Origin of the sequence: Corynebacterium glyciniphilum AJ 3170, assembly GCF_000626675.1 — a bacterium.
GTDB lineage: Bacteria > Actinomycetota > Actinomycetes > Mycobacteriales > Mycobacteriaceae > Corynebacterium > Corynebacterium glyciniphilum.
Genome location: NZ_CP006842.1, coordinates 1,681,242 through 1,705,145, shown reverse-complemented (window position 1 = coordinate 1,705,145; position 23,904 = coordinate 1,681,242). Strand labels below are relative to the sequence as shown.

Sequence of the window (23,904 nt, the reverse complement as noted above, 5' to 3'; positions counted from 1 at the left end):
CGCGACCCGTTGGACTGATCAGAGCTTCCGACACCAAACCCAGGAGGTCAACCAGATGGGCACCCGCACGACGAAGAACTCCGGCACACCGGACGAGAACGACATCCTGGAGACCACCCGAGACAGCGCGGATACCCCGGCAGAAATCGACGAGCTCGGGCCGGCGACTGTCACGCCGTCAGACGAGGACACCTCAGACAACGTCGACAACGTCACCGAGAACGCATCGGACGAGGAGGTCTCCGAGGACAAGGGCCGCCGCCGGGGCAATAACGAGAACCCCTCAGCGGACCTGGTCCGTGTATACCTCAACGGCATCGGGAAGACGGCACTGCTGACCGCCGATGACGAGGTGGAGTTGTCTAAGCGCATCGAGGTCGGTCTGTACGCCGAGCACCTGCTTGAGAGCGGTGACAAGCTGACTCGTGCGGCTAAGCGCGATATGAAGGTTCTTGCCCGCGAGGGCCGTGCGGCACGCACCCATCTCCTGGAAGCGAACCTCCGGCTCGTCGTCTCCCTGGCGAAGCGCTACACCGGACGTGGCATGCCACTGCTCGATCTGATCCAGGAAGGGAATCTCGGGCTCATCCGGGCGATGGAGAAGTTCGACTACGCCAAGGGCTTCAAGTTCTCCACGTACGCCACCTGGTGGATCCGCCAGGCGATCACGCGGGGCATGGCTGACCAGTCCCGCACCATCCGGTTGCCTGTGCACCTCGTTGAGCAGGTCAACAAGCTTTCCCGGATTAAGAGGGAGATGTACCAGCACCTGGGCCGTGAAGCGACCAATGAGGAACTTGCCGATGAGTCAGGGATCGACGAGTCGAAGATCGAGATGCTACTCAAACAGTCCCGCGATCCTGTGAGCCTCGACATGCCTGTCGGTTCCGACGAAGAGGCACCGTTGGGTGACTTCATCGAGGATTCCGAGGCCACCGACGCCGAGGCCGCGGTCGTCGCCTCTCTGCGCCACTCGGATGTCCGGGCCGTGCTCGACACCCTCGAGGAACGGGAACAGGATGTGATCAAACTGCGTTACGGCCTCGACGACGGAATGCCCCGTACGCTCGATCAGATTGGTCGGAGTTTCGGTCTGTCACGGGAACGTGTGCGACAGATCGAGCGTGAGGTCATGACGAAACTCCGCGAAGGTGACCGGGCGGCCCGGCTACGCGAATACGCGGTCTGACGGGGAGGGACGTGATCTCCACCCGACCGCCGGGCCGGGTGGGTCGGACCGCTCAACCATGTGCGTCGTTAACCGTGTACGTTGTAGGTCACCACTGTGTGAATAAACCCGTGAATGCGACCGTGAATCTCTCTGGTCGCATGTGTCAGAGAAAGGCCATGGTCGAGTGAAGGACCTCGTCGATACCACCGAGATGTACCTCCGGACGATCTATGAACTGGAGGAGGAGGGCATTCCTCCGCTCCGCGCGCGAATCGCCGAGCGTCTTGAGCAGTCCGGTCCAACTGTGAGCCAGACGGTGGCCCGCATGGAACGGGACAACCTGCTCTGGATCGCAGACGACCGCTCCCTCAAGTTGACGGAAGAAGGTCGGGAGCACGCTACCGCGGTGATGCGTAAGCACCGTCTGGCTGAGCGCCTGCTCGTCGACGTGATCGGACTGCCGTGGGAGTCCGTCCATGATGAAGCCTGCCGGTGGGAGCACGTCATGGGTGACGAGGTCGAGAAGCGTCTCCTCGCCGTCCTCGACGACCACAACACCTCGCCGTTCGGTAACCCGGTGCCGGGACTTGAGAAGCTCGGTGAGTCTTCGGTCGGGAACCCGGACAATTCCCACCGCGCCTCGGATATTGACCTTAGTTCCCCTCGCAAGGCCACGATCGTCAGCTTCAATGAGATTGTCCAGGTTGAGCACAAGGTCATCGGCAAGCTGGGGCAGCACGGGATCCGACCCGGGACCACGGTGACGATCCAGGACACCCCGGAGGGCCTTACCCTGCAGACACCCGACGGCGACAGCGTGGTCGTCCCTGAGGAACTGGGCCATGCCATCCGTATCGTCGTCGAGGGGAACTAGTCGCTGATGGGGCTCGTTGAAGGAGGCCACGTCCTCGTCACCGGTGGCGCTGGGTACGTCGGGAGCGTATGCGCCGCGGTGCTCTGTGAACAGGGCTACCGGGTGACGGTGATCGATGACCTTTCCACCGGTAACCGTGAGGCGGTCCCCTCCGCCGCCGCTTTCCTGGAGGGCGATGTCCTGGACCGGGCTCCGGAGGCTCTTGCGGACGATTGCGCCGCAGTTTTCCACTTTGCCGCGAAATCCCTTGTCGGTGAGTCCGTCGAGTCTCCTGACATCTACTGGCACGGCAACGTGGTCACCTCGCTGCAACTTCTCGACTTAATGCGTGCCCACGGGGTAGACAACCTTGTTTTCTCCTCTACTGCGGCCTGTTACGGCGAGCCCGAGGAGGTGCCGATCACCGAGGAGATGCCCACCGCCCCGACGAACCCTTATGGCGCCTCCAAACTGTCGATTGACCAGATCATCACCTCATACGCCCACGCCTACGGGCTCGGAGCGACGAGTTTGCGCTACTTCAACGTAGCCGGGGCGTACGGAGCCACCGGTGAGAACCGGGTGGTGGAAACGCACCTGATCCCGCTGGTTCTCCAGGTCGCGCTTGACGCCCGTGAGCAGATCATGGTCTTCGGTGACGACTGGCCGACCCCCGACGGCACGTGTGTCAGAGACTACATCCACATCCGAGATCTTGCTGATGCACACCTGCTCGCCGCGCGTTCAAACTCCCCCGGCACTCACCGCATCTTCAATCTCGGCTCGGGCGACGGCTACAGTGTCCAGCAGGTCATCGACACCTGCAGGGACGTCACCGGGCACGCCATTCCCGCGGTCACTGCGCCCCGCCGGGCTGGTGATCCTGCGACACTGATCGCCTCTTCAGCTCGTGCGATCAACGAGCTCGGCTGGGCCCCCACCCGCAGTGATCTGCATACCATAGTCTCGGACGCATGGGCGTTCACCTCCCGGCTCGGCGATCGAGCGCATTTCGCACGACGGTGACCGCCCTACGGTCCAGGATCGAATCCAGTTGCTCCCCGTAGTCACGGTCGACCGCTACTGAATCTCGTTTCGCCTCGGCTTCGATCTGGGCGATCCCCTGGTCAAGGATGCTTTTGACGGCCATAGCGGCTGAGCCGTCTGATACGCCGTCCCATATGACGCCTGCCAGGGACATCGTGAGCAGGTCATCCCCGAGCTGTTCCGTATTATCTATGACCGCGGGCACCATCCCCGCGCCACGCCCCTCCTCCATTTCCTGAAGACACCGCCGCGCTGCACGATGCCCCAATGCACCGTGATTTCCGCACCAGCCCAGGACTGAGATCAGGAGGAGTGCGCGACTCCGGAGGGAGCGTCGTCCCAACGCTGCTGTCTCCAGGAGTAGCGCCATCACCACGGTCGCGTTCCCGCCCGCTGCCAGAGCGACCAACGACGGGAACAGGCTGACGCGGGTACAGAATGTGAAGACCTGTTCGGCCCTGGCTCCACGGCCGAGTACCCGGCGTACCTCACGACGTGCACTGATGAGCATCGCCGTATCACCCGTGTTCTGCGACTCCACCTCTCTACGGACGGCTGCCACCAGTCCACAAACGTCGGCCGGAGACCACGACCCGCTGTATCCCGGAGCAGCGACACCGGTAGTCCAACTCGCCGGGAGCAGCGGTCGAACAGACGCGTCGTCGACCGGGTCGAGTTCCCTGTCCATCGATTCCGATGTCGCCTGTGAATCGTGCACCGTCGTCTCCCCTGCCGACAAGATCGGACTGACCTGCGGATCATCGATACTGCCTCGGCAGTGAATCCGCCATCCACCCTCCTGCTCTGCCGGAACAACATGGCGCCACATCCCACCGTTACGGAGTGATTCGGTGACATATACTCCGCTCACATCGACCGCGTTGTCGTACAACTCGCACAGTACCGTGTCGAGTACATCCGAAGTAGGACCGCGAAACGGCCATGCATCGGAAGCGACGACAATGATCGCTGCTTTTGCGCCGGGCATATCGTAAACCGCCCCGCACAATGCGTCGGTGCCGGCAGCTGCAGCCTCCGGGACAAGATCGGTCCGGACGACGGGTCCGACAGACTCGAGGCGCTCCTGATAGTAGGTCAGGCCGATGAGAACAACACTGGTCGTCGGAGTGAAACCGAGGAGGCCCGGCACTGCCGCGATGAGCCCGCCAGGGCCGCTGTCTATGACGACGGGCGTGCGGGAGACCCGGGATTCGCGACGGCCTCCGGCGCCGGGAATTCCAGGACCGCGCGATCTGTTGTGCTGTGTGGAAGTCATGGTGACATCCTCCACCGGAGAACCGTCCGCGATTCTTCTGCTCCGATGGTTCAGCCAGGAGCATGTGGACAATCCGCACCCTGTGGAGATCCCCTGGTGCGGGAACGGCGACTGGTAGAGTAGATCCACTGCGTCGCACGTCAGTGAAGGGAGCACACGCACATGTCCGACAGCAATCGTATGTACGAACTTGAATACCCCGGCCCCTCGGCTCAGTCCGCCGACGGTGAAGAAGGTCTGTCAATGGTCATCGCTCTCCAGGGGTACGCCGACGCCGGCCAAGGAGTGCGTCAGGCAAGCCAGCACCTCCTTCAGGCACTCGACCACTCAGCGGTCGCCACTTTCAATGTCGACGAGCTGATCGACTACAGGTCACGTCGTCCCGGTGTCACTCTCGACCGCGGACGGGTCGTGGACCGGGAAAACCTGGCACTGACCCTGTACCGCATGGAGGATTCAGACGGCCAGCCGTTCATGCTGCTCGCCGGACCTGAACCGGATCTGCGATGGGAGGCTTTCAGCAGGGCTGTCGCCGAACTCGCTTCACGCTCCGGAGTCGACCGCGTCGTTACGTTCTACGCCGCACCGATGACCGTGCCTCACACTCGGCCGCTGATCGTTACGGCGCATGGGTCGGACTCCTCCCTGACCCGGGATCTGCGCACCTGGGAATCACGGATGATCATTCCAGGCGCCGCGATGCTGGACGTCGAACTGTTGTTGTCGCGCGGGGGTCTCTCCACTCTGGGGCTAACCGCCCACGTACCCCACTACATTGCGGCATCCGACTACCCGGAAGCCGCCTACGGCCTACTTCACACTCTCGAGTCCGTCGCCGATCTCAACCTGCCCTTGCGTGCCCTGGAAGCTGACATGGACAAGGTTCGCCAACAGCTGGCGGACCAGGTCGATGACTCGGCGGAGATCGCCTCGGTCGTCGGTGCTCTCGAGCGGCAGTACGATGAAGACCAGTCCCGCCAACGCAAGCGGAAGGACAATGCACTCCTTGCTCCCGGTCAAGAGGTACCGTCGGGTGAGGAGATCAGCGCCGAAGTCGAGCGTTTCCTTGCCAGCGCCGTCGACTCGCCCGAGGACATCGACAACGAGGTCGACGGCAATGGTTCTGAGAGCGATACCGAAGACGGCCAGCACCCTACAGACGAAGACCCCGACAACCGCGACAGGTAACAACACAGGTGACGACACCCGCAACTGACTCCACGCTCTCCGCGCTCCTGCCCGACCTCGATGAAGTACCGGAGAGTCTGGTCGACGACGCGGTGCTCGAGTCCTTTCTGGCGTGGGCCCGCGACCGCGGGCTCTCTCTGTATCCCGCCCAGGAGGAGGCGTCGGTAGCTCTTGCCTCCGGCGACAACGTGATCCTGGCGACCCCGACCGGGTCCGGCAAGTCGTTGGTGGCCACTGCAGCGCACTTCATTGCTCTGGCACACGGCCAACGTACGTTCTACACTGCACCGATCAAGGCCTTGGTCAGCGAGAAGTTTTTTTCTCTCTGCGAGATCTTCGGACCCGCGCATGTCGGCATGATGACCGGTGACGCCACAGTCAACGGTAACGCTCCCGTCATCTGTGCGACAGCAGAGGTGGTCGCCAACATCGCGCTCCGCGACGGCGCTGCAGCGGATATCGACCAGGTGGTGATGGATGAGTTCCACTACTATTCGGAGCCGGATCGGGGATGGGCCTGGCAGGTGCCGCTTCTGAGCCTTCCTCGGGCGCAGTTTCTCCTCATGAGCGCGACTCTGGGCGACACGGCGTGGTTGGAAGAAGACCTCACTCGCCGCACGGGTCGCGCGACAACACCGGTAACCGGAACCGTCCGCCCGGTGCCGCTGGACTTCGACTTCGTCTACTCACCGGTTCACGAAACACTGCAGGAACTTGTCGACGCGGGAAAAGCGCCGGTGTATATCGTCCATTTCTCCCAGCGTGACGCTGTTGAACGCGCACAAGCGCTGACCAGCATGACTTTCGTCGACAAAGAGCGGAAAGCAGAGATCGCCTCTGCCATCGGTAACTTCCGCTTTACCTCCGCCTTCGGCAAGACACTGTCCGGACTTCTGCGCAAAGGGATCGGCATCCATCATGCAGGGATGCTGCCGAAGTACCGGAGACTGGTCGAGAAGCTCGCCCAGCAGGGGCTGCTCAGCGTAATATCCGGAACTGACACTCTCGGCGTGGGCATCAATGTACCGATCCGCACGGTGTTGATGACCGGGTTGGCCAAGTATGACGGAATCAAACACCGAATCCTCAAATCCCGCGAATTCCACCAGATAGCAGGACGCGCGGGGCGCGCCGGCTATGACACTGAAGGCACCGTGGTGGTGGAAGCACCGGAACACGAGATCGAGAACTACCGTCTCCGTGAGCGTGCCGGATCGGATCCGAAGAAGCTGAAGAAACTCCGGAAAAAGTCAGCTCCGGAAGGACGGGCTACGTGGACGAAGTCGACGTTCGACAGGCTCACCACGGCGGAGCCCGAAGAACTCGTCAGCCAGTTCCAGATGTCACATTCGATGTTGATTAACGTCGTCGCGCGAGACGAATGGACCTACACTGCATTGAAGGGGCTCCTACGGGACAATCACGACACCCGTACCAAACAGAACCGGGACATTCTGACAACCATTGACCTGTACCGCGGGCTGCTGCGTACCGAGATCGTCGAAGAGTTCGAGGCTGATACCCCGTCTGGGAAGGACGCACGGCTGACCCGGGAACTCCAGCGGGATTTTGCCCTCAACCAGCCCCTGTCGCCTTTCGCTCTCGCCGCTTTCGATCTCCTCGACCCGGAATCCGACACCTATACGCTCGACGTAATCAGCACCGTCGAGGCCATCCTTGATAATCCGAATCAGGTGCTGACCGCGCAGCAGCGAGAGCGACGTGGACAGGAAATTGCGGCGTTGAAGGCCGAAGGGGTCGACTACACCGAACGAATGGCCATCGTCGAAGACATTACCTGGCCGAAACCACTGGAAGAAGAGCTCGAACAGGCCTACGACATCTTCTGCGAGTCCAATCCCTGGGCGGCAGAGTTCGATCTGGCACCGAAATCGGTGGTCCGGGACATGATTGAGAAAGCCATGACATTCTCCGACCTGGTCGCCACCTACTCGTTGGCACGGTCAGAAGGTGTGGTGCTGCGGTACCTCACGGATGCCTGGCGGACTCTCTCGCACACCGTTCCGCCGGAGCATCGCAGCGATGAGCTCGAGGACATCATCGTCTGGCTCGGCGAACTCATCCGCCAGGTTGACTCATCGTTGGTTGACGAGTGGTCTGCGATGGCGGACCCGGACAAGCCGGTCACCGAAGAACAGGTGGCGGAGCACGCCTTCGGCGTCGACGATCCGACCAAACTCAGCTCGAACCCCCGGGCCCTACGTCGTATGGTGAAGAATTATTTCTTCCGGCATGTGGAGCTGTTCGCCTTTGAGAAGGAGAAGGAGCTGGCGGCAATGGACGACTACCTCGCCGATCCCCCGGACTGGCCTGGAGCGATGGATGCCTACTTCGACGAATACGCCGATATCGGGGTCGACGCCGGGGCACGTTCTCCTGACATGGTCATCATCACTGAAGAACCACAACAATGGAGAGTTCGACAGATCCTCGACGACCCCGATGGCGACCACGGTTGGGCGTTTGAAGGCGTCGTAGACCTGGACGGCTCGGACGAGGCCGGAGAGGTCCGACTCAGTGAGCTCCGGGTGGTCCAGGGCTGAGACGGGTCTCCAGAACGCTCTGATTTGCTCCCATACCCGATCCGAACGCGTCGGTCACGATACTTCCGATGGTTCTGAAGGCATCGTCCCGGTTGGAGCTGGAACGGTAGCTCAGGTTAACTGTCCTTCCCGCTGTCGCGGCACCACCGTCGAAGGTCGCCAAAGCGACACCGGGGCGATCGCACTCGGCTGCAACCGCACTGATCGGTACCAGTGTGCAGCCCAGACCTCCGATGACACACTGAACCACGGTCGACAGGCTCGCCGCCCTGGTGACGGCCCTGGCTGGATCGACGGTGAGCGACGCTGAGCGGCACAAGTCCAGCACCTGGTCGCGGAGACAGTGCCCGTCATCCAGCAACAGCAGATCGAGGGCGTCCAGCTCATCAAGGGCCAGGTCACGTCGGCCTGCAAGGCGGTGGTTTTCCGGAAGCACAAGGACAAACTCTTCGCGGTAGAGCTCAATCTGTTCGATGCCGGCGCCTGCTACAGGAGATGCGACAACTACAGCATCCAGCCCGCCCTGGCGAAGAGAATCGACCAGGCTACTCGTCTTTTCCTCGACGATCTTCGGCTCGAGTTCCGGCGCCACCGACGGGAGCGACTGGAGGAGCGCCGGCAGGATGAAGGGAGCAATGGTGGGAATGATCCCCAGCGCCATGGAACCGGCGAGCCCACCGTGAGCTCCCCGCGCATGGCTGATGAACGTGTCAAGACTATCGAGGGTTGCCTGCGCATACGGCAGCAGATCCCGTCCGACGTCGGTGACGATGACCTTCCGGGTGGACCTCTCAATCAGCTGGACCCCCAGACCGTTCTCCAGGGCGGCCAGGCCCTGCGACAACGAGGGCTGGGAGATCCCCAGCTGCTGGGCTGCGGCGCCGAAATGTCCGTGTTCGGCAACGGTGGCGAAGGTCCTGAGTTGCGCGATCGTCGGCCGGTAATCCTTATTGACCATGCCTATGACTTTACATTATCTGCGAAAGGTAAACCTATCCACGAATCTCGATAGGCGTTCGCTATTGATCCCTCCGCATCAATCAGTTATACCTTTGCACAAGTTCTGGATTCATGGCATAATCGACCGTGCTCAAGACAACAACGAGCGTCCGAATTTCACGACCCCAGGAGGCATGACCCATGTCCATACTCACCGTCGGTGACCAGTTCCCCGAGTTCAATCTCACCGCGCTCAAGGGCGGCGACCTGCATGAGGCGAACGCCCAGCAGCCGGACGACTACTTCGAAAACGTGAGCCTCGACAAGTACCAGGGCAAGTGGAAGGTCGTCTTCTTCTACCCGAAGGACTTCACCTTCGTCTGCCCCACCGAGATCGCGGCCTTCGGCAAACTGGATGACGAGTTCCAGGATCGCGACACGCAGATCCTCGGCGGGTCCACCGACAACGAGTTCGCTCACTTCAACTGGCGTGCAACCCACCCCGAGCTCAAGGGTGTCCCGTTCCCCATGTTCGCTGATGTGCGTCACGACCTCATCCGCGCCTTGGGTGTCGAGAACGCCGACGGCGTCGCGGACCGTGCCACCTACATCGTCGACCCCGACAACGTCATCCAGTTCGTCTCGGTGACCCCGGATGCTGTCGGCCGCAATGTCGACGAGGTCCTGCGTGTCCTCGATGCACTGCAGTCCGAAGAGGTCTGTGCCTGCAACTGGCAGGCCAACGACCCGACCAAGAACATCAACAAGATGGACGTCGTCCAGGAGGCGCTGAAGTAATATGTCGATCGACAACCTGAAGTCCGGTCTGCCCGAGTACGCCAAGGACCTGAAGCTCAACCTCAGCAGCCTCGCACGCTCCACGGAGCTGACCGAGCAGCAGTTGTGGGGTACCTTCGTCGCCTCCGCGGCGGCATCCCGCAACGACCAGGTTCTGTCAGAGATCTCCGACGAGGCCAAGTCACACCTGTCCGACGAGGCCTACGAAGCTGCACTCGCTGCAGCGTCGATCATGGCGATGAACAACGTCGCCTACCGAGCCCGCGGCTGGCTCGGGGACGACTACGCGCAGGTCCGTATGGGACTGCGGATGAACGTCATCAGCAAGCCGGGAATCGAGAAGGTCGACTTCGAACTCTTCTCGCTGGCCGTGTCGACCATCAACGGTTGCGACCACTGCACCATCGCCCACGAGAAAACCGTGCGCGATGAAGGCCTGACCAAGGAGCAGGTCTTCGAAGCCGTCAAGATCGCTGCCGTTGTCCAGGGCGTCGCCCAGACAATCGACATCGAGGACGCACGCTAGAGCGTCGCTGTCTGCCCGTCGCACACTGGTGTGCGGCGGGTTTTTCCAGCTCCAGTGGTAGAATCGTCGGGTGGTTTCCGACGAAGACAATCCAGGTGGCAGCAGGCCGAAGGGCCGCAAGAGGGGTCGGGGGCGCCAGCGAGGCTCGAAAACAGGAAACGCTCCCCGACGGAGCATGCGGTTGAACCTCACCGAGAACCTCTCGTTCCCCGAATCCCTTCCCGTGTCGGCCCGCAGGGACGAGATCATGACGGCGATCAGGGACAACCAGGTCGTCATCGTCGCCGGAGAAACCGGATCCGGGAAAACGACACAGATACCGAAGATGTGTCTCGAACTCGGACGCGGTGCGGACAAGAGGATCGGCCACACCCAGCCCCGGCGTATCGCCGCGCGCAGCGTCGCCGACCGTATCGCCGATGAACTCGGTGAGAAGGCCGGCGAGCCCGGTAGCCGTGTCGGTTACAAGATCCGCTTCGACGATCACATCCACCGGTCGACGGCGGTCAAGCTGATGACCGACGGCATCCTCCTGGCCGAGATCCAACGTGACCGGCTGCTGAAAGCCTACGACACGATCATTGTCGATGAAGCACACGAGCGCAGCCTGAACATCGACTTCCTCCTCGGCTACCTGCGGGAACTTCTCCCTCGACGCCCCGATCTGAAAGTCATCATCACCTCGGCGACGATCGACCCGGAGTCGTTCGCCACACACTTCGCCGACGCACACGGCACCCCCGCACCGGTGATCGAGGTCTCTGGCCGTACCTACCCGGTGGAAGTGCGTTATCGTCCGCTGACCCGCCTGGTGGAAGAGCACAGGAGTGGCGCGGACACCACGGCATTCCGTGAGGTCGAGACCGATCCGCTCGAGGGTCTGCTCGAAGCCACCCGTGAGCTCATCGCCGAAGGGCCGGGAGATATCCTCTGTTTCTTCTCCGGTGAGCGCGAGATTCGCGACGCAGCAGATGCACTGCAGGACGAGAAGTTCCGTGGCGTGGACGTCCTTCCGCTTTTCGGTCGTCTGTCGGCAGCGGAACAACACCGTGTCTTCTCCCCCGGTAGTCGTCGCCGAATCGTGCTGGCGACGAACATCGCTGAGACCTCACTCACGGTCCCTGGTATCAAGTACGTGATCGATACCGGTTATGCGCGTATCTCGCGGTACTCACACCGCACGAAGGTCCAACGTCTGCCCGTGGAGGAGATCAGCCAGGCCTCTGCGAAACAACGCTCCGGCCGGTGCGGCCGTACATCCGACGGTATCGCGATACGTCTGTACTCCGAGGAAAACTTCGAAGCACGACCGGAATTCACTGATCCGGAGATCCTTCGTACGCACCTCGCCAGCGTCATCCTGTCGATGGCAGCACTCGACCTCGGCGACATCCGGAAGTTCCCGTTCCTCCAGCCGCCGGACTCCAAGTCGGTCCGTGACGGCGTGCAACTTCTCCAGGAGCTTGGAGCGCTCGACACAGCCGGTAAATCGACGTCAACCCCGTCCCTGACCGACACCGGTCGAGACATGGCGCGCATCCCGACGGACCCCCGCCTGGCGAAGATGCTCTCTTCGGCTCATGACAACGGGGTGCTCGAGCAGATCGCCGTCATAGTCGCGGCGTTGAGTATCCAGGACGTCCGCGAACGTCCTGCGGAACACCAGGCCCGTGCAGACCAGCTCCACGCGAGGTTCTCCGCGAACTCTGACTTCATTTCCGTGCTTACGTTGTGGAACTATCTGCAGGCACGCCGCCAGGAGCTCTCGGGCAACAAGTTCCGCAGATTGTGTCGTGACGAATTCATCCATTATGTCCGCGTACTCGAGTGGATGGACCTCGTCCGACAGCTCTTCACCGTGATCCAGGAGCTTAGGTGGTCGATCCCCAATGTCCGTCATTTCCGCGAGCTGACCTTCGACCTCGGAGGGGACCAGGGCTCACCCGTTTCCCCCGACGAGACCGGAATCCATAAATCTTTGCTGGCCGGTCTCGTCACCAACGTCGGCATGCGACAGGGAAACTCCCGTCAGTTCACGGGGACCCGCAACACGTCCTTCGTGATCCATCCGTCCTCGCATCTGGCGAAGAAGCCGCCCCAGTGGGTGATGGCCGCTGAGCTCGTCGAAACGTCACAGGTCTTCGCCCGGACCGTGGCACCTGTGGTGCCGGAATGGATCGAGGAAATAGCACCACAGCTGATGCGGTACTCCTACGCTGAGCCGTTCTGGTCCAGTAAGCAAGGAGCCGCCCTAGCGGTCGAGAAGGCATCGATGCTCGGGCTTCCCGTCATCAGCGACCGGCGGGTGAACCTGTCCAAGACCGATCCTGAAGGCGCCCGGGACATGTTCATCCGGAATGCGCTCGTCGAAGGTGACTGGCGCACCAACCACCGCTTCTTCCGGCATAACCGTGAACTCCTGGACGAAGCCGGCCAACTGGAGGACAAGGCACGTCGTCGGGACATCGTCGTTGACGATGAGACAATCTACAGCTTCTACGATGAGCGTCTTCCGGCGAACATCGTCTCGGCCCGACACTTCGACTCCTGGTGGAAGAAGGCCCGGCAGAAGAATCCGCACCTGCTGGACATGACTCCTGAGGCCCTCATCGGTTCGGATGGCGGAGCCGCCCAGGCCCGTGAGTTCCCCGACACGTGGCGTCAAGGGTCAATGGAGTTCGACCTGACGTACGTCTTCCGTCCGGGAGACCCGGCGGACGGGATCACGATGCGCATTCCACTTCCCTTGCTGGCAGGCGTGACCGACCGCGACACCAAGTGGTTGGTCTCCGGTATGCGCGAGGAGCTTTGCGTCGCTCTGATCAGGACCCTGCCGAAACCATTACGGACATCTGTAGTCCCGGCGGCCCAGTTCGCCCGTGCTGCGCTGGATCGCATGGCCCCCTATGACGGCCCGGTCGACCAGGCGCTTGCTGACGCACTCCGCTCTTTGGGAGGCACCGGGATCGGCGCCGCCGACTTCGACTGGGACCGGGTGCCGGCACACCTGCGCATGACATATGCGGCGGTGGACCGGCGCGGCAAGGTCATTGCGGCGTCCAAGGATCTCGGTGATCTCCAGGAGAGACTCTCCGGCGAGATCACCCAGTCGATCGCGTCAGCTACCGCGCGCTCATCGCACGGGCACGGCCCGTCCAACCCCAGTCCCCGTGATTCCGCTGCCCATCAGCAGTCGGGAAAGAGGAAGAAGGACCAGCGGAGTTCTGCAGGGGGAGGCGGAATACTCGCCCGATCGGAGAACTGGACAGCCGAGGGAATCGGAACGATACCCGAGTCCGTGGAAACGGTGGTGGACGGTCAGACGACGTCCGCCTACCCTGCGCTCGTTGCAGCCACCCCGGGGAGCCGGGACGGTGTTGTTCTCAAGGCATTCCCGACACCCCAGGCGGCCGCCGGACAACAGTTCTCGACTGTCCTCGAGATGATGGTGGACGCGTGCCAGGTGTCCACGAAACAGACGGTCAAGGGGCTGCCGCTGCGGCAGCGCGTCGCGGTCGATACTTATCCTCACGGCGGTCCCGATGCTCTGGTCGATGATTGCCGTGTCCTCGCGTGCCGCGAGTTGATGAACCGCTTCGGCCCGGTGATCCGCGACCCGGAACGCTGCGCAGAAGCTGTGACGGCAGCACGCGAGAAAGGACCGGGGCTGGTCCGGCAGATCTTCGTGGCGATCTCCCCCGCAGTCCTGGCTGTCTCTGATATGTCGCAGGAACTGGAGGGCTGGGACGGCGCGGCGATCGACGAGATGAGGGGGCAGTTGGATTTCTATCTCGGCCCCCATCGTGTCGCGAAGAACGGAGTAGAGAATCTACGCCATGTGCCGCGCTATGTGGCCGCGATGAAGTCCCGGCTTTCAATGATGGAGTCTGACCCGGACCGTGAAGCGGCGCTTGATGACCAGGTCAGGGAGTGCACGGAGGCCATTGCCGAGACCCGGAAGCGACTCCCTGCCGCGCGCGCAGCGTCTCCCCAGTTCAAGGACGTTGAGTGGTTGGTCGAGGAGTTCCGGGTGTCATTGTTCGCCCAGAACCTGGGAACCTCGCGACCTGCCAGCGCAGCGCGGGTGAAGAAGGCGCTCGCGAAGATCCGCTGACTTATTCAGCGGCGTCTTCTCGACGCTGACGGAGGGCCCGGATCTCCGTCTCGAAGTCCTCGGTGGACCGGAAGGACTTGTACACCGAGGCAAACCTCAGGTACGCAACTTCGTTGAGGTTACGCAGCGGCTCGAGAATCGCCAGGCCGATATCATCCGCGGCCACCTGCGAACCGTAGGACGCACGAAGCGACTGCTCGACGTCGTGTGCGAGTATCTTGAGGTCGTCCCCGGAGACCTCGAGTCCCTGACAAGCACGCCCCACACCCCTGATGACCTTGTCGCGGCGAAACTCTTCGGTCACGCCGCTCCGTTTGGTCACCAGGAGCACTGAGCGTTCGAGTGTCGTGAACCTGGTTTTGCATGTCAGGCATTCTCGTCGACGACGGATAGCTGAGCCAGATTCGACCGTACGCGAATCCACCACCCGGGAGTCTTCGGAGCGGCACGCGGGACAGAGCACGGCGTTCTCCCTTACAGAGATCAGTGGAACGGGACGGACCCATATGCTACCCCTGGAGCCTTCCCCTGCCGTTGCCCGGTCAGTAGACCGGGATCACAACCTGTCGCGTGGACTCCGCACCGGCGTGGTGACCGTCATCCGCGCCGATCTTGTCGATGTCGTTGAGGGACGCAATTCTCGCCACCGCGTCACCCACCGATGCACCCGGGACGTGCTCTCTGGCGATATCCGCCAAGCTGGCGTTGTCCCCGACCGTGACCGTCGCAGTCCTGGCAGGTGTGACAGCCTCCTCATTCGGACCGGTCAAAACCGGTGACGCGGCGAGCATCACCACCAGCGACGCGAGAGACACCAACGTAACGCCCGGAGAACCGAGGACAGAAGACATACGGCGACGTACTCGGCGCGCCCGAGAACCTGTCTCGAACGGACGTTCTTCACCGGTCGCGCGGAACCGCCGACGCTCCACCTGAGCCGCTGACGGATGTCGCACCGCACCATGCCCCCACGTGTTCGATCGCCCCGTCTCGACCACACGTGTCCACTCCGGACGACGGTAGACAGGACGACGGTCAACGCCCCGGGGATTACGTACCGATATCGTGTTCATGACAACCCTCTTTCCGTGAAAACGAACCTGACTTGCGGAATCTGACAGGACCATGACAGCACCGCAGCCGGACATCGTCTCGCATGACGGTCAGTATCTTCGTCCATGTGTTCGAACTTCGCTCTATGTGCCAGACGGTAGCACGGGTGTTCGAAGAAGTCCACAACTTCCGCGACACTTTCGAACACCCTGATGAACAATGTCGGTTCGGTGATGTACTGTCGAACCCACGATCGGTACAACGAGACCAGGAGTAGGTCAGATGGCAGAGAAACAGAAGTCCTCCACGGGGGTAGCTCCGGGAAGCAAGAAACGTGCCGCCCTAGCAAGCGCGGGAGCAAGTGGCGACGACAAGGGCAGGGAGAAGCTCTCCGACCGCCAGCGTCGCATCATGGACGTCATCAAAGACGCCACGCGGTTCCGAGGGTATCCGCCGAGCATCCGCGAGATCTGTGACGCTGTTGGCCTGAACTCCACGTCATCAGTGTCGTACCACCTGCGGGAGTTGGAGAGGAAAGGTTATCTCCGACGGGAGGACAATAAGCCCCGCGCCGTAGACATCCGGGATTTCGAGGATGAGCCGGCTTCCCGGCCGGGCCCTAAACCTGCGGCCACGACCGGCCCGGACGGGATGCCCTCCCCTTCGTTCGTTCCCGTGGTGGGACAGATCGCTGCCGGTTCACCGATCCTGGCTGAGGAACACGTAGAAGCTCACTTTCCACTGCCGCAGGAGCTCGTGGGCAGCGGCGAACTGTTCCTTCTGCAAGTCGTGGGAGAATCCATGCGCGACGCAGGTATCTTCAATGGCGACTGGGTGGCGGTGCGGTCGCAGAAAGTCGCCGAACTCGGCGACTTCGTCGCAGCGATGATCGACGGCGAGGCGACGGTCAAGGAATTCCAGAAGGACGGCAACGGTGTCTGGCTACTCCCCCACAATGATCTCTTCGAACCGATCCCCGGTGACAATGCTGACATCCTCGGCCGCGTCGTCGCCGTACTCCGAAAGATCTGACCGCGCTCCCCTGCGATCGCCTGACGACGGATATCGGAGCTCCGGTGTCGGGGCCCGACATCCGTCGGAGTGAAACTAGAGGCCGAGGACCGCCGCAGCGGCAGTCTTCGCCTCTTCGGCCCCATCGGCATCGAGCGCCGCCGCCGCCATTTCCCGGCAGACCGCGAAGTCGATCTCACCAAGCTGAGCGCCCACCGCCGCCAATGCCGGTGGAGCGGCTGACAGGGACGTAACCCCGAGCCCCGCCAGAACGCACGCGAGTATCGGGTCGGCAGCTGCTTCACCGCAGACCCCGACCGCGGTGCGAGTCACTGCACCAGCACGACAGGTCGTGTGTACCAACCTCAGCACCGCTGGCTGCCACGGATCTGTCAGATGGGCAAGGGACGCCGACATACGGTCAGCTGCCATCGTGTACTGGGTCAGGTCATTCGTACCGATGGAGACGAAGTCCAGATAGGGCATCATCTTGTCTGCCATCAACGCCGCAGCGGGAACCTCGATCATCGCACCCGCGACAAGTCCCCGCTCATGGCACAATGCAGCAAACCACTGCGCCTCATACACCGTTGCCACCATCGGCGCCATGACCCAGGTCTGCGCCGACGATTCCTCCCTGCCGGATTTCTTCAGCGCCAGTGCGATTCCGTCGAGCTGACGCTCCAGCAGCTCCTGATTCGTGCGTGCGATACGCAGGCCGCGAACACCGAGTGCCGGGTTCTCCTCACTCTCCGCCATCACATAGGGCACCGGCTTGTCCGACCCTGCATCCAACGTGCGGATGACCACCTTGCCCTCTGGGAAGGCGCTCAACACTTCCGCATACCGATCCGCCTGTTCCTCGACGGACGGTTCTGTCGTTTCGCTGAGGAAGCCGAGTTCGGTCCGGAACAGCCCGATGCCTTCTGCGACCGATTCCGCTGCCTGCCTGGCGGCGGCACCGTCCTGCACATTGGCGAGCAGTTGAACCCGGTGACCGTCCGCAGTTTCAGCCGGTCCGTGCCATCCGCGTACCTTCGAGGCGAGTTCTGCAGCTGCAGCTACCCTTTTCTCGACATCAGCCGGGTCCACCCCGGTCTCCACGGTTCCCACGGCGGCGTCAACCAGTACCTCGGTTTCCGCTGCGATGGAGCGCAGGTTGACACCAATAGCCACAATGCAGGGGATATCCAGCTGACGGGCAATGATCGCGGTATGGCTCGTCGCTCCGCCTTTCTCTGTGACCACGGCAACGATCAGTTCAGGGTCAAGAGTAGCGGTATCGGCTGGGGCAAGGTCATCGGCGAACAGGACATGGGGAGAATCGACGTCGGGGATGCCCGGTTCGGGTTCTCCTCGGAGCTCGGCGATGACGCGGTCGCGGACGTCCATCAGGTCAGTGACCCTCTCGGCCATCACACCACCCGCCTTGAGGAACATCTCGACAAAGTCATCCGTAGCCTGTTTGACCGCGTAGACGTTGGTCTGACCCGCATTGACGGATTTTCGGACCTTCTTGGCCCATGCGCGGTCCTTTGCAATGGCGACCGTGGCTTCAAGCACCTGGCGTGCATTGCCCTCGACTGTCGCAGCACGTGCACTGAGGCGCCCCGAGACGGTGTCGACGGCCCGGGTGAACGCCTCGAACTCTGCCTCTCGTTCCCCCTCGGCGACCGTCTTATCCGGCCCCGGCAGCTCCGGACGGTCCGTTACCCAGGTCACCGGCGCGAAGACCGTGCCGGGAACCACTGATTTTCCCTTCAGGATGACGGGCTCACCGTCGGTGGAAGGTGCGGAGGATTTCGTGTCTGCCATAGTGTCTGGTCTCCCACAAATATTCAGAATGGACATCTGAAAGGACATCGGTTGACGTATTAGGTTGACGTCCACAGTACCCTCTTCTCCCCCTCTTTTCGGGGCCCGCCGGGGCCACCCCCGTCGGACTCCCCACCCCCGAATCGAGGTTCGCACCCCCTCGACCCCATACAATGCACATCATGAACTCAGAGGAACGTCGCCGCCAGATCGCGTCACTGACCGCAGTCAACGGGCGTGTCACCGTGGTCGAACTTGCGGAGCGTTTTGCCGTCACCCCGGAGACCATCCGGCGTGACCTGACCGTACTCGACAATGACGGTGCCTTGCACCGGGTCCACGGCGGGGCGGTACCCACCAATACGTTCCAGACCCGCGAGACGCCGATCGAGCTACGCAGCACCACCTCGACCGAGGCGAAGATCCGGATCGGGAGAGCGGCGACAGAACTTCTGCCGCGGACCGGGACTGTGTTCCTCGACGCCGGCACCACCACCGCCATGCTCGCACACGCCATCGCAGAGGCAGGCCGCCCCGACGACAACCCGTACCGGAACCTGACGGTACTGACGAACTTCCTCCCTCTCGCCGTCCGCTTGTCGGCAGCGGGACTATCTGATGTCCAGTTGATCGGCGGGCACATCCGCCCCATCACCCAGGCCGTCGTCGGCGACATCGCATTGCGGACCATCGGTGTCCACCATGCTGACATCGCGTTCATCGGCACCAATGCCCTGTCCATGGACCACGGCCTGTCGACTGCGGACGCCGAGGAGGCCGCGGTGAAGCGCGCGATGATCGCAAACTCGGACCGGGTCGTCGCCATGTGCGACTCCACGAAGTTCGGGCGGGATTACCTCGTCAGCTTCGCAAATGTCCCAGAGATTGACGTTCTGGTGACTGATGATGCAGCTCCGCACCAGTATCTCGAGGCATTCACAGCCGAAGATGTCACTGTTGTCACCGCGTGACGACTGTAACGGCCGAGGTGCCCCCGGCGGGTGCAGCCGGGTGCAGCACAACTCCCGGAGGTTCGGCTACGCTGTCTGGAAGAGAGTGAGGCGCTCCACACTTGGCGTGCCCTCATTTTCGATGACACGATACGACGACTCGAAAAGGACCTGAGAACCATGGCCTCTACCACTGTCACCGTCGGCTCCACCGTCGGTCTGCATGCCCGTCCCGCCACCATCATCGCGGAGGCCGCGGCCAACTACGACGATGAGATCCTGCTCTCCCTCCCGGGGGAAGACGACGACGAGCCGTCGGACGCATCATCCTCGCTGATGATCATGGCGCTCGGTGCCGAGCACGGTGACGAGGTCACCGTCTCCTCCGACAATGCTGAGGCCGTCGAGGCCATCGCCGCGCTCATCACCAAGAACCTCGACGAGGAGTAGACAGCCCGTCAAGACTTCAGGTGGTAATCCCGGACGGACAGGTCGCGGCCTTCGCCGATGTTCTCGAACAACCACCTCAGGATCGGGTAACCGACGATGATGCCCACGGAGCCCCAGGCGATGCCTTCGAGCTCCAGTGAGCCGATCTGCAGGGTGAGATTCCCGATTCCCGCTGTCAACGCCACGGCCGCTGCCGAGAGATTCACCGGGTTGGTCAGGTTCACGTTGTTGTCCTGCCAGATCCGTATTCCCAGGAGACCGATCATCCCGTAGAGGACCATCGTCGCCCCTCCCAGAACCCCTGCCGGAATGGTGTTGATCACCGCTCCAAATTTCGGCACGAAAGCCAGGATCATCGCGGTCGCTGCGGCGACCCAGTAGGCGGCCGTCGAGTAAACTTTCGTCGCAGCCATCACCCCGATGTTCTCCGCGTATGTCGTCGTACCTGATCCGCCGAACCCGCCAGCCAGGGTGGTCGCCAGCCCGTCACCGATGAGTGCCGGTCCTGCCTGGTCGTCAAGGTTCCGTTTGGTCATCCCGGCAACGGCTTTCACATGTCCCACGTTCTCCGCGATGAGAACCACCACGACGGGTAACGTCAGCAGAATCGCGCTGGCGTGGAACTCCGGCGTGTGGAACTCAGGCAGACCGAACCACGCGGCATCGCCGATGACGTCACCTGCATCGCCGGCGATGTTCCCGGTGAGCACCGCGAATCCCCATCCGATGACGACACCGATGAGGATGCCGAGACGACCAATCATCCCTCGTCCAGCAACTGTGACGACGAGCACCGCGCACATTGTCACCGCAGCGACCAATGGTTGTTCCGCGAAGTTCGAGGTCGCTGCCGGGGCAAGGTTCAACCCGATCAACGCAACGATGGCACCTGTGACCGCCGGCGGCATGACGGCATCCAGGACGCGACGACCGGCAGACTTGACCAGGACCCCGACGAGAATCAGCACAAGCCCGGCAACGAGCACACCGCCGAGCTGGGCAGGGAAACCTTCTGCCTGCGTTGCCGTCAACGGCGCGATGAAAGCGAAAGAGCTGCCGAGGTACGACGGAACGCGGTTCCTCGTGATCAGCAGGAAAAGGATCGTCCCAATCCCGGAGAACAGCAGGGTCGTGTTGACCGGGAATCCAGTGAGTGCCGGAACAAGAAGTGTGGCGCCGAACATCGCAATGACGTGCTGCATCCCGATGCCGACGGTCCTCGGCCATGTCAGTCGTTCCTCCGGGGCAACCACTGCACCGGGCCTGATGTTTTTACCGTCTCCGTGCAGTGTCCACCCGAAGAATGACCCGCGGGGGGACCCTGCAGGGGCGCAGTCAGTCTGCGTGTTCATTTCGTCCATTCGGACGAGCTTATTCTGTCCCCTCGTCGACCGCGATTCGCAGGTCCGACAGTTCTGCCGCGATGATCCCGGGCAGGCGTACCTCCACCCGGGTGCCGTCCTCGGTGTACTCCTGGCTCAGCACGGTCCCGTACTCGTGCAGGCGCGACACAACGTCTCCCCGATCGAACGGCACCTGCAACACCACATGATCGTCGAGAGAGTTGAGAAAGAGCTCCAATCTGCTCTCGAGAACCGGAATGCCTTCGCCGGTGGCAGCCGAAACGAACAGCACATCATCCAGTCTGCTGCGAAGCTCAGCGAGAACCAGCGGGTCCGCGGCATCTACTTTGTTGATCACGAGAATCTCCGGTGGTGCGGGTTCCCCGGTCTCCTCGGCGATTTCGCCGATGACTTTATTCACCGCGGCAATCTGCTCCATCGGGAAAGGATCGGATCCGTCGACGACGTGCAGGACGACATCGGCGGCCATGACCTCCTCCAAGGTCGAACGAAACGCCTCAACCAGTTGCGTCGGCAGGAAGCGGATAAAACCTACAGTGTCCGAAAAGACCACCGCGCGCCCGTCGGCAAGTTCGGCACGACGGGTCGTGGGGTCGAGGGTCGCGAACAACGCATCCTCCACCAGAACTCCGGCGCCGGTCAGTGAGTTCAGCAAGGACGACTTACCTGCGTTGGTGTAACCGGCGATGGCGACCTTGGCGATCGCGGACGCGTCACGGCGCCCACGTTTGATGTCACGCGACTTCTTCATGCCCTGGATCTCGCGGCGTAGACGGGCCATCTCGCTACGCAGTCGCCGACGGTCGGCTTCGATCTTGGTCTCTCCAGGGCCACGCAGTCCGACGCCACCGTTGGACCCCGCACGGCCACCCGCCTGTCGGGACAGAGCGCCGCCCCAACCACGCACGCGCGTAATGAGATACTCCAGTTGTGCGAGAGCGACTTGCGCCTTGCCCTCCTTGGACTTGGCATGTTGGGCAAAAATATCGAGGATGAGCATCGTCCGGTCGATGACCTTGACGTCGAGGGCCTTCTCGAGGGCGATCATCTGCCCCGGGCTGAGTTCGCCGTCGGCCACGACAGTGTCCGCGTTGGTCTCCAGGACGATCTGGCGGAGTTCCTCAACCTTTCCCGACCCGATGTAGGTACCCGCATCCGGTTTGTCCCGTCGTTGATAGAGCATGTCGGCGATCTCGGAACCCGCGGTTTCCGCCAGCGCCGCCAATTCGGCGAGACGGGCCTCAATCTGTTCGAGACTACCCTCGGTCCACACGCCGACGAGGACAACCTTCTCAAGCCGGAGCTTGCGGTACTCGACGTCGTAGCCGTCGTCCTGTTCAGTGGAGTGGACATTCGTCCCACGGCTGAGCCTCCGGAGGCTCGACCGCTGTTCGAGGTCCAGCTCTCCGACTGTGGTCTCCGCGTGGATCTCTTCAGGGTTCTGGTTCATGCTTGTCATTACCCACCATCTTTCCACGAGTCGCGGCCACAGAGTAGAGTCACTCCCATGATTCCGGAACTGAAGAGTGTGGGGTTGGATTTCGGCCGCTGGCAGGATGCCCTCGAGGCAGCGTACGGGACAGGGGCATTACGGGTCACCGGAGAAGTCCGCGATGGACAGGTACTGCAGTATGACGACCCCAGTGGTGCACGCCTGGTGATCCTTGCGGTCCCACCGTACGGTTCTTTCGCCAGCTTCAGCGGCGGTGTGGAAACCTCGGCTCACCTCAGCATGGTCGACGATATCGTCGGTGTACTCGACATCGTGGCGGATTCTCCGCTCCTGCAGGTCCGGGCCGAGGGAGCACCGGTGATCGCCTCGTTGACCGCCACCGTTGCACAGGGACCCCTACTGTCGGACGAGGGGACGTTGACCTACCAGCCGATGCAGGTCACCGCGCTCGCGGCTGATGTGTCCGTCTACCGCACGCGGGACGACGCCGCCCGATCGGGCGTCCTGAGGGTCGGCTCCGTGGAGTCCACAGGTCTCACCGAGCTGAACTCCGGGGCAGTGACGCCCCATGCCACTGCCTCGGTGGCCGTGGAGATCGCCACCGCCGAGCGTCGGACGGCAGCCCTGACCGGCCAGTCATTCTGGGTATGCACGGTGACTGCCCCGTTCGAATTCACCGTGGTCATCCCAGACGACGGCGGTGACGACCTCCCGCCCGGCACTATCCTCGCCGGATCCGTCCAGTTCACAGCCACTGCTGTGGATCCTGCATCCTGTTCCTCGGGCGGATGTGGTTGCGGGTCAGGAGGTTGCGGAGGGTCCTGTGGCTAGGAGCGTCCCCAAGACCCTGATCGTGGCCGCGTTCGTGATCGTGCTGTCATGGGTCGTGATCAGTTCCCTCGGCCGGCTCGGCATACTCATCGCTGTCATCCTGGTGATCACCGCTGCGGTCACTGTCATCAGGCAGGATTCCGAGCGCGAGATCACGGCGTTGAAACGGTCCATCGATCTGTCAGCTACCGATATCGCTGCGATTCTCGACGACTGGGATGAATTCCGGTACTCCAGTGACCCCGCCCGGGTCCGTGACCGCCAGCTGCACCGTCCGGAGCTCTGCGACGCCCGCTCCGGGATTTCCAGCGTGTCGCGATTCCATGCGGCCGCCGGATCATGTGAGCGGTTCCTCCGACACCTTCCAGAACGGACGACGTCCTTGTCGACGGTCACGACCCTGACAGAACTCCTGCATGAGACAGATCAACGTGCGCTGAGCCTGCAACGGCTGTGGGACCGCGCCCGCCAGGACTCCGCCAATTCACGCCATCACTGACT

20 protein-coding genes are annotated in these 23,904 nt (G+C 62.3%); 13 read left to right on the top strand and 7 right to left on the bottom strand.

Going from position 1 to position 23,904, the window contains the following annotated elements; all coding sequences use genetic code 11:
• Nucleotides 1–55 precede the first annotated feature (55 nt).
• The 3 genes from CGLY_RS08000 to galE all read left to right on the top strand — a co-directional run bounded on the left by CGLY_RS08000 (nt 56) and on the right by galE (nt 3,050).
• Nucleotides 56–1,189: a sigma-70 family RNA polymerase sigma factor gene (locus CGLY_RS08000; RefSeq protein WP_038548358.1), complete on the top strand. Its 1,134-nt coding sequence runs from the start codon at nt 56–58 to the stop codon at nt 1,187–1,189.
• A gap of 166 nt (nt 1,190–1,355) precedes the next feature.
• Complete coding sequence (locus CGLY_RS07995; protein WP_038548356.1) at nt 1,356–2,045, top strand: metal-dependent transcriptional regulator; 690 nt, start codon at nt 1,356–1,358, stop codon at nt 2,043–2,045.
• A gap of 6 nt (nt 2,046–2,051) precedes the next feature.
• The gene (gene galE / locus CGLY_RS07990; protein ID WP_038548353.1) at nt 2,052–3,050 is read left to right on the top strand and encodes a UDP-glucose 4-epimerase GalE; all 999 of its coding nucleotides are present in this window, start codon (nt 2,052–2,054) and stop codon (nt 3,048–3,050) included.
• Here the strand turns inward: galE and CGLY_RS07985 are convergent.
• Complete coding sequence (locus tag CGLY_RS07985) at nt 3,007–4,347, bottom strand: DUF4192 family protein (RefSeq protein ID WP_038548350.1); 1,341 nt, start codon at nt 4,345–4,347, stop codon at nt 3,007–3,009. The genes galE and CGLY_RS07985 overlap by 44 nt on opposite strands.
• A gap of 162 nt (nt 4,348–4,509) precedes the next feature.
• Here CGLY_RS07985 and CGLY_RS07980 point away from each other — a divergent pair, with 162 nt between their 5' ends.
• Both CGLY_RS07980 and CGLY_RS07975 read left to right on the top strand, forming a co-directional pair.
• Complete coding sequence (locus tag CGLY_RS07980) at nt 4,510–5,535, top strand: PAC2 family protein (RefSeq protein ID WP_081803831.1); 1,026 nt, start codon at nt 4,510–4,512, stop codon at nt 5,533–5,535.
• Between the two features lie 8 nt (nt 5,536–5,543).
• The gene (locus CGLY_RS07975; RefSeq protein WP_038548348.1) at nt 5,544–8,099 is read left to right on the top strand and encodes a DEAD/DEAH box helicase; all 2,556 of its coding nucleotides are present in this window, start codon (nt 5,544–5,546) and stop codon (nt 8,097–8,099) included.
• Here the strand turns inward: CGLY_RS07975 and CGLY_RS07970 are convergent.
• Nucleotides 8,071–9,057 (bottom strand): hydrogen peroxide-inducible genes activator, encoded by a 987-nt coding sequence (locus CGLY_RS07970; RefSeq protein WP_038548345.1) that lies wholly within the window; start codon nt 9,055–9,057, stop codon nt 8,071–8,073. The genes CGLY_RS07975 and CGLY_RS07970 overlap by 29 nt on opposite strands.
• A 182-nt stretch (nt 9,058–9,239) precedes the next feature.
• Here CGLY_RS07970 and CGLY_RS07965 point away from each other — a divergent pair, with 182 nt between their 5' ends.
• The 3 genes from CGLY_RS07965 (at nt 9,240) to hrpA (ending at nt 14,476) form a co-directional block, all read left to right on the top strand.
• Complete coding sequence (locus CGLY_RS07965) at nt 9,240–9,836, top strand: peroxiredoxin (protein WP_038548342.1); 597 nt, start codon at nt 9,240–9,242, stop codon at nt 9,834–9,836.
• 1 nt (nt 9,837) lies between these two features.
• Nucleotides 9,838–10,362, top strand: coding sequence for a carboxymuconolactone decarboxylase family protein (locus CGLY_RS07960; protein WP_038548339.1), 525 nt, complete (start codon nt 9,838–9,840; stop codon nt 10,360–10,362).
• 175 nt (nt 10,363–10,537) lie between these two features.
• Complete coding sequence (gene hrpA / locus CGLY_RS07955) at nt 10,538–14,476, top strand: ATP-dependent RNA helicase HrpA (protein ID WP_081803830.1); 3,939 nt, start codon at nt 10,538–10,540, stop codon at nt 14,474–14,476.
• A 1-nt stretch (nt 14,477) separates the two neighbouring features.
• Here hrpA and nrdR read toward each other — a convergent pair whose 3' ends face one another.
• Together nrdR and CGLY_RS17375 are read right to left on the bottom strand one after the other, a co-directional pair.
• Complete coding sequence (nrdR, locus tag CGLY_RS07950; RefSeq protein ID WP_038548327.1) at nt 14,478–14,939, bottom strand: transcriptional regulator NrdR; 462 nt, start codon at nt 14,937–14,939, stop codon at nt 14,478–14,480.
• A 79-nt stretch (nt 14,940–15,018) separates the two neighbouring features.
• Entirely contained in the window at nt 15,019–15,549 is a 531-nt protein-coding gene (locus CGLY_RS17375; RefSeq protein ID WP_144313655.1) for a hypothetical protein, read from the bottom strand.
• 262 nt (nt 15,550–15,811) lie between these two features.
• Between CGLY_RS17375 and lexA the strand changes: the two genes are divergently transcribed.
• Entirely contained in the window at nt 15,812–16,561 is a 750-nt protein-coding gene (lexA, locus tag CGLY_RS07940; RefSeq protein ID WP_038548321.1) for a transcriptional repressor LexA, read from the top strand.
• Between the two features lie 75 nt (nt 16,562–16,636).
• Here lexA and ptsP read toward each other — a convergent pair whose 3' ends face one another.
• Nucleotides 16,637–18,355 carry a phosphoenolpyruvate--protein phosphotransferase gene (ptsP, locus tag CGLY_RS07935; RefSeq protein WP_052539886.1) on the bottom strand — a complete coding sequence of 573 codons (1,719 nt, stop codon included), beginning with the start codon at nt 18,353–18,355 and terminating at the stop codon, nt 16,637–16,639.
• A 182-nt stretch (nt 18,356–18,537) separates the two neighbouring features.
• On the opposite strand from ptsP, the gene CGLY_RS07930 reads away from it, so the two are divergent.
• Both CGLY_RS07930 and CGLY_RS07925 read left to right on the top strand, forming a co-directional pair.
• Nucleotides 18,538–19,326, top strand: a complete 789-nt coding sequence (locus tag CGLY_RS07930; protein ID WP_038551994.1) for a DeoR/GlpR family DNA-binding transcription regulator — start codon at nt 18,538–18,540, stop codon at nt 19,324–19,326.
• A gap of 159 nt (nt 19,327–19,485) precedes the next feature.
• Nucleotides 19,486–19,755 carry an HPr family phosphocarrier protein gene (locus CGLY_RS07925; protein ID WP_038548319.1) on the top strand — a complete coding sequence of 90 codons (270 nt, stop codon included), beginning with the start codon at nt 19,486–19,488 and terminating at the stop codon, nt 19,753–19,755.
• 8 nt (nt 19,756–19,763) lie between these two features.
• Here CGLY_RS07925 and CGLY_RS07920 read toward each other — a convergent pair whose 3' ends face one another.
• Both CGLY_RS07920 and hflX read right to left on the bottom strand, forming a co-directional pair.
• Entirely contained in the window at nt 19,764–21,116 is a 1,353-nt protein-coding gene (locus tag CGLY_RS07920) for a uracil-xanthine permease family protein (RefSeq protein WP_081803829.1), read from the bottom strand.
• 10 nt (nt 21,117–21,126) lie between these two features.
• Nucleotides 21,127–22,578 carry a GTPase HflX gene (gene hflX, locus CGLY_RS07915; protein WP_038548305.1) on the bottom strand — a complete coding sequence of 484 codons (1,452 nt, stop codon included), beginning with the start codon at nt 22,576–22,578 and terminating at the stop codon, nt 21,127–21,129.
• A 48-nt stretch (nt 22,579–22,626) separates the two neighbouring features.
• Here hflX and CGLY_RS07910 point away from each other — a divergent pair, with 48 nt between their 5' ends.
• Nucleotides 22,627–23,403: a hypothetical protein gene (locus tag CGLY_RS07910; RefSeq protein ID WP_038548302.1), complete on the top strand. Its 777-nt coding sequence runs from the start codon at nt 22,627–22,629 to the stop codon at nt 23,401–23,403.
• The gene (locus CGLY_RS07905; RefSeq protein WP_052539885.1) at nt 23,396–23,902 is read left to right on the top strand and encodes a hypothetical protein; all 507 of its coding nucleotides are present in this window, start codon (nt 23,396–23,398) and stop codon (nt 23,900–23,902) included. Before CGLY_RS07910 ends, CGLY_RS07905 begins: the two co-directional genes overlap by 8 nt.
• Nucleotides 23,903–23,904 lie beyond the last annotated feature (2 nt).

Excerpts from the sequence above, each read along its gene's own strand:
- CGLY_RS08000 (WP_038548358.1), top strand. The coding sequence starts at position 56 with ATGGGCACCCGCACGACGAAGAACTCCGGCACACCGGACGAGAACGAC.
- galE (WP_038548353.1), top strand. The coding sequence starts at position 2,052 with ATGGGGCTCGTTGAAGGAGGCCACGTCCTCGTCACCGGTGGCGCTGGG.
- CGLY_RS07985 (WP_038548350.1), bottom strand. The coding sequence starts at position 4,347 with ATGACTTCCACACAGCACAACAGATCGCGCGGTCCTGGAATTCCCGGC.
- CGLY_RS07980 (WP_081803831.1), top strand. The coding sequence starts at position 4,510 with ATGTCCGACAGCAATCGTATGTACGAACTTGAATACCCCGGCCCCTCG.
- CGLY_RS07970 (WP_038548345.1), bottom strand. The coding sequence starts at position 9,057 with ATGGTCAATAAGGATTACCGGCCGACGATCGCGCAACTCAGGACCTTC.
- CGLY_RS07965 (WP_038548342.1), top strand. The coding sequence starts at position 9,240 with ATGTCCATACTCACCGTCGGTGACCAGTTCCCCGAGTTCAATCTCACC.
- CGLY_RS07960 (WP_038548339.1), top strand. The coding sequence starts at position 9,838 with ATGTCGATCGACAACCTGAAGTCCGGTCTGCCCGAGTACGCCAAGGAC.
- hrpA (WP_081803830.1), top strand. The coding sequence starts at position 10,538 with ATGCGGTTGAACCTCACCGAGAACCTCTCGTTCCCCGAATCCCTTCCC.
- CGLY_RS17375 (WP_144313655.1), bottom strand. The coding sequence starts at position 15,549 with ATGAACACGATATCGGTACGTAATCCCCGGGGCGTTGACCGTCGTCCT.
- lexA (WP_038548321.1), top strand. The coding sequence starts at position 15,812 with ATGGCAGAGAAACAGAAGTCCTCCACGGGGGTAGCTCCGGGAAGCAAG.
- ptsP (WP_052539886.1), bottom strand. The coding sequence starts at position 18,355 with ATGGCAGACACGAAATCCTCCGCACCTTCCACCGACGGTGAGCCCGTC.
- CGLY_RS07930 (WP_038551994.1), top strand. The coding sequence starts at position 18,538 with ATGAACTCAGAGGAACGTCGCCGCCAGATCGCGTCACTGACCGCAGTC.
- CGLY_RS07925 (WP_038548319.1), top strand. The coding sequence starts at position 19,486 with ATGGCCTCTACCACTGTCACCGTCGGCTCCACCGTCGGTCTGCATGCC.
- CGLY_RS07920 (WP_081803829.1), bottom strand. The coding sequence starts at position 21,116 with ATGGACGAAATGAACACGCAGACTGACTGCGCCCCTGCAGGGTCCCCC.
- hflX (WP_038548305.1), bottom strand. The coding sequence starts at position 22,578 with ATGACAAGCATGAACCAGAACCCTGAAGAGATCCACGCGGAGACCACA.
- CGLY_RS07910 (WP_038548302.1), top strand. The coding sequence starts at position 22,627 with ATGATTCCGGAACTGAAGAGTGTGGGGTTGGATTTCGGCCGCTGGCAG.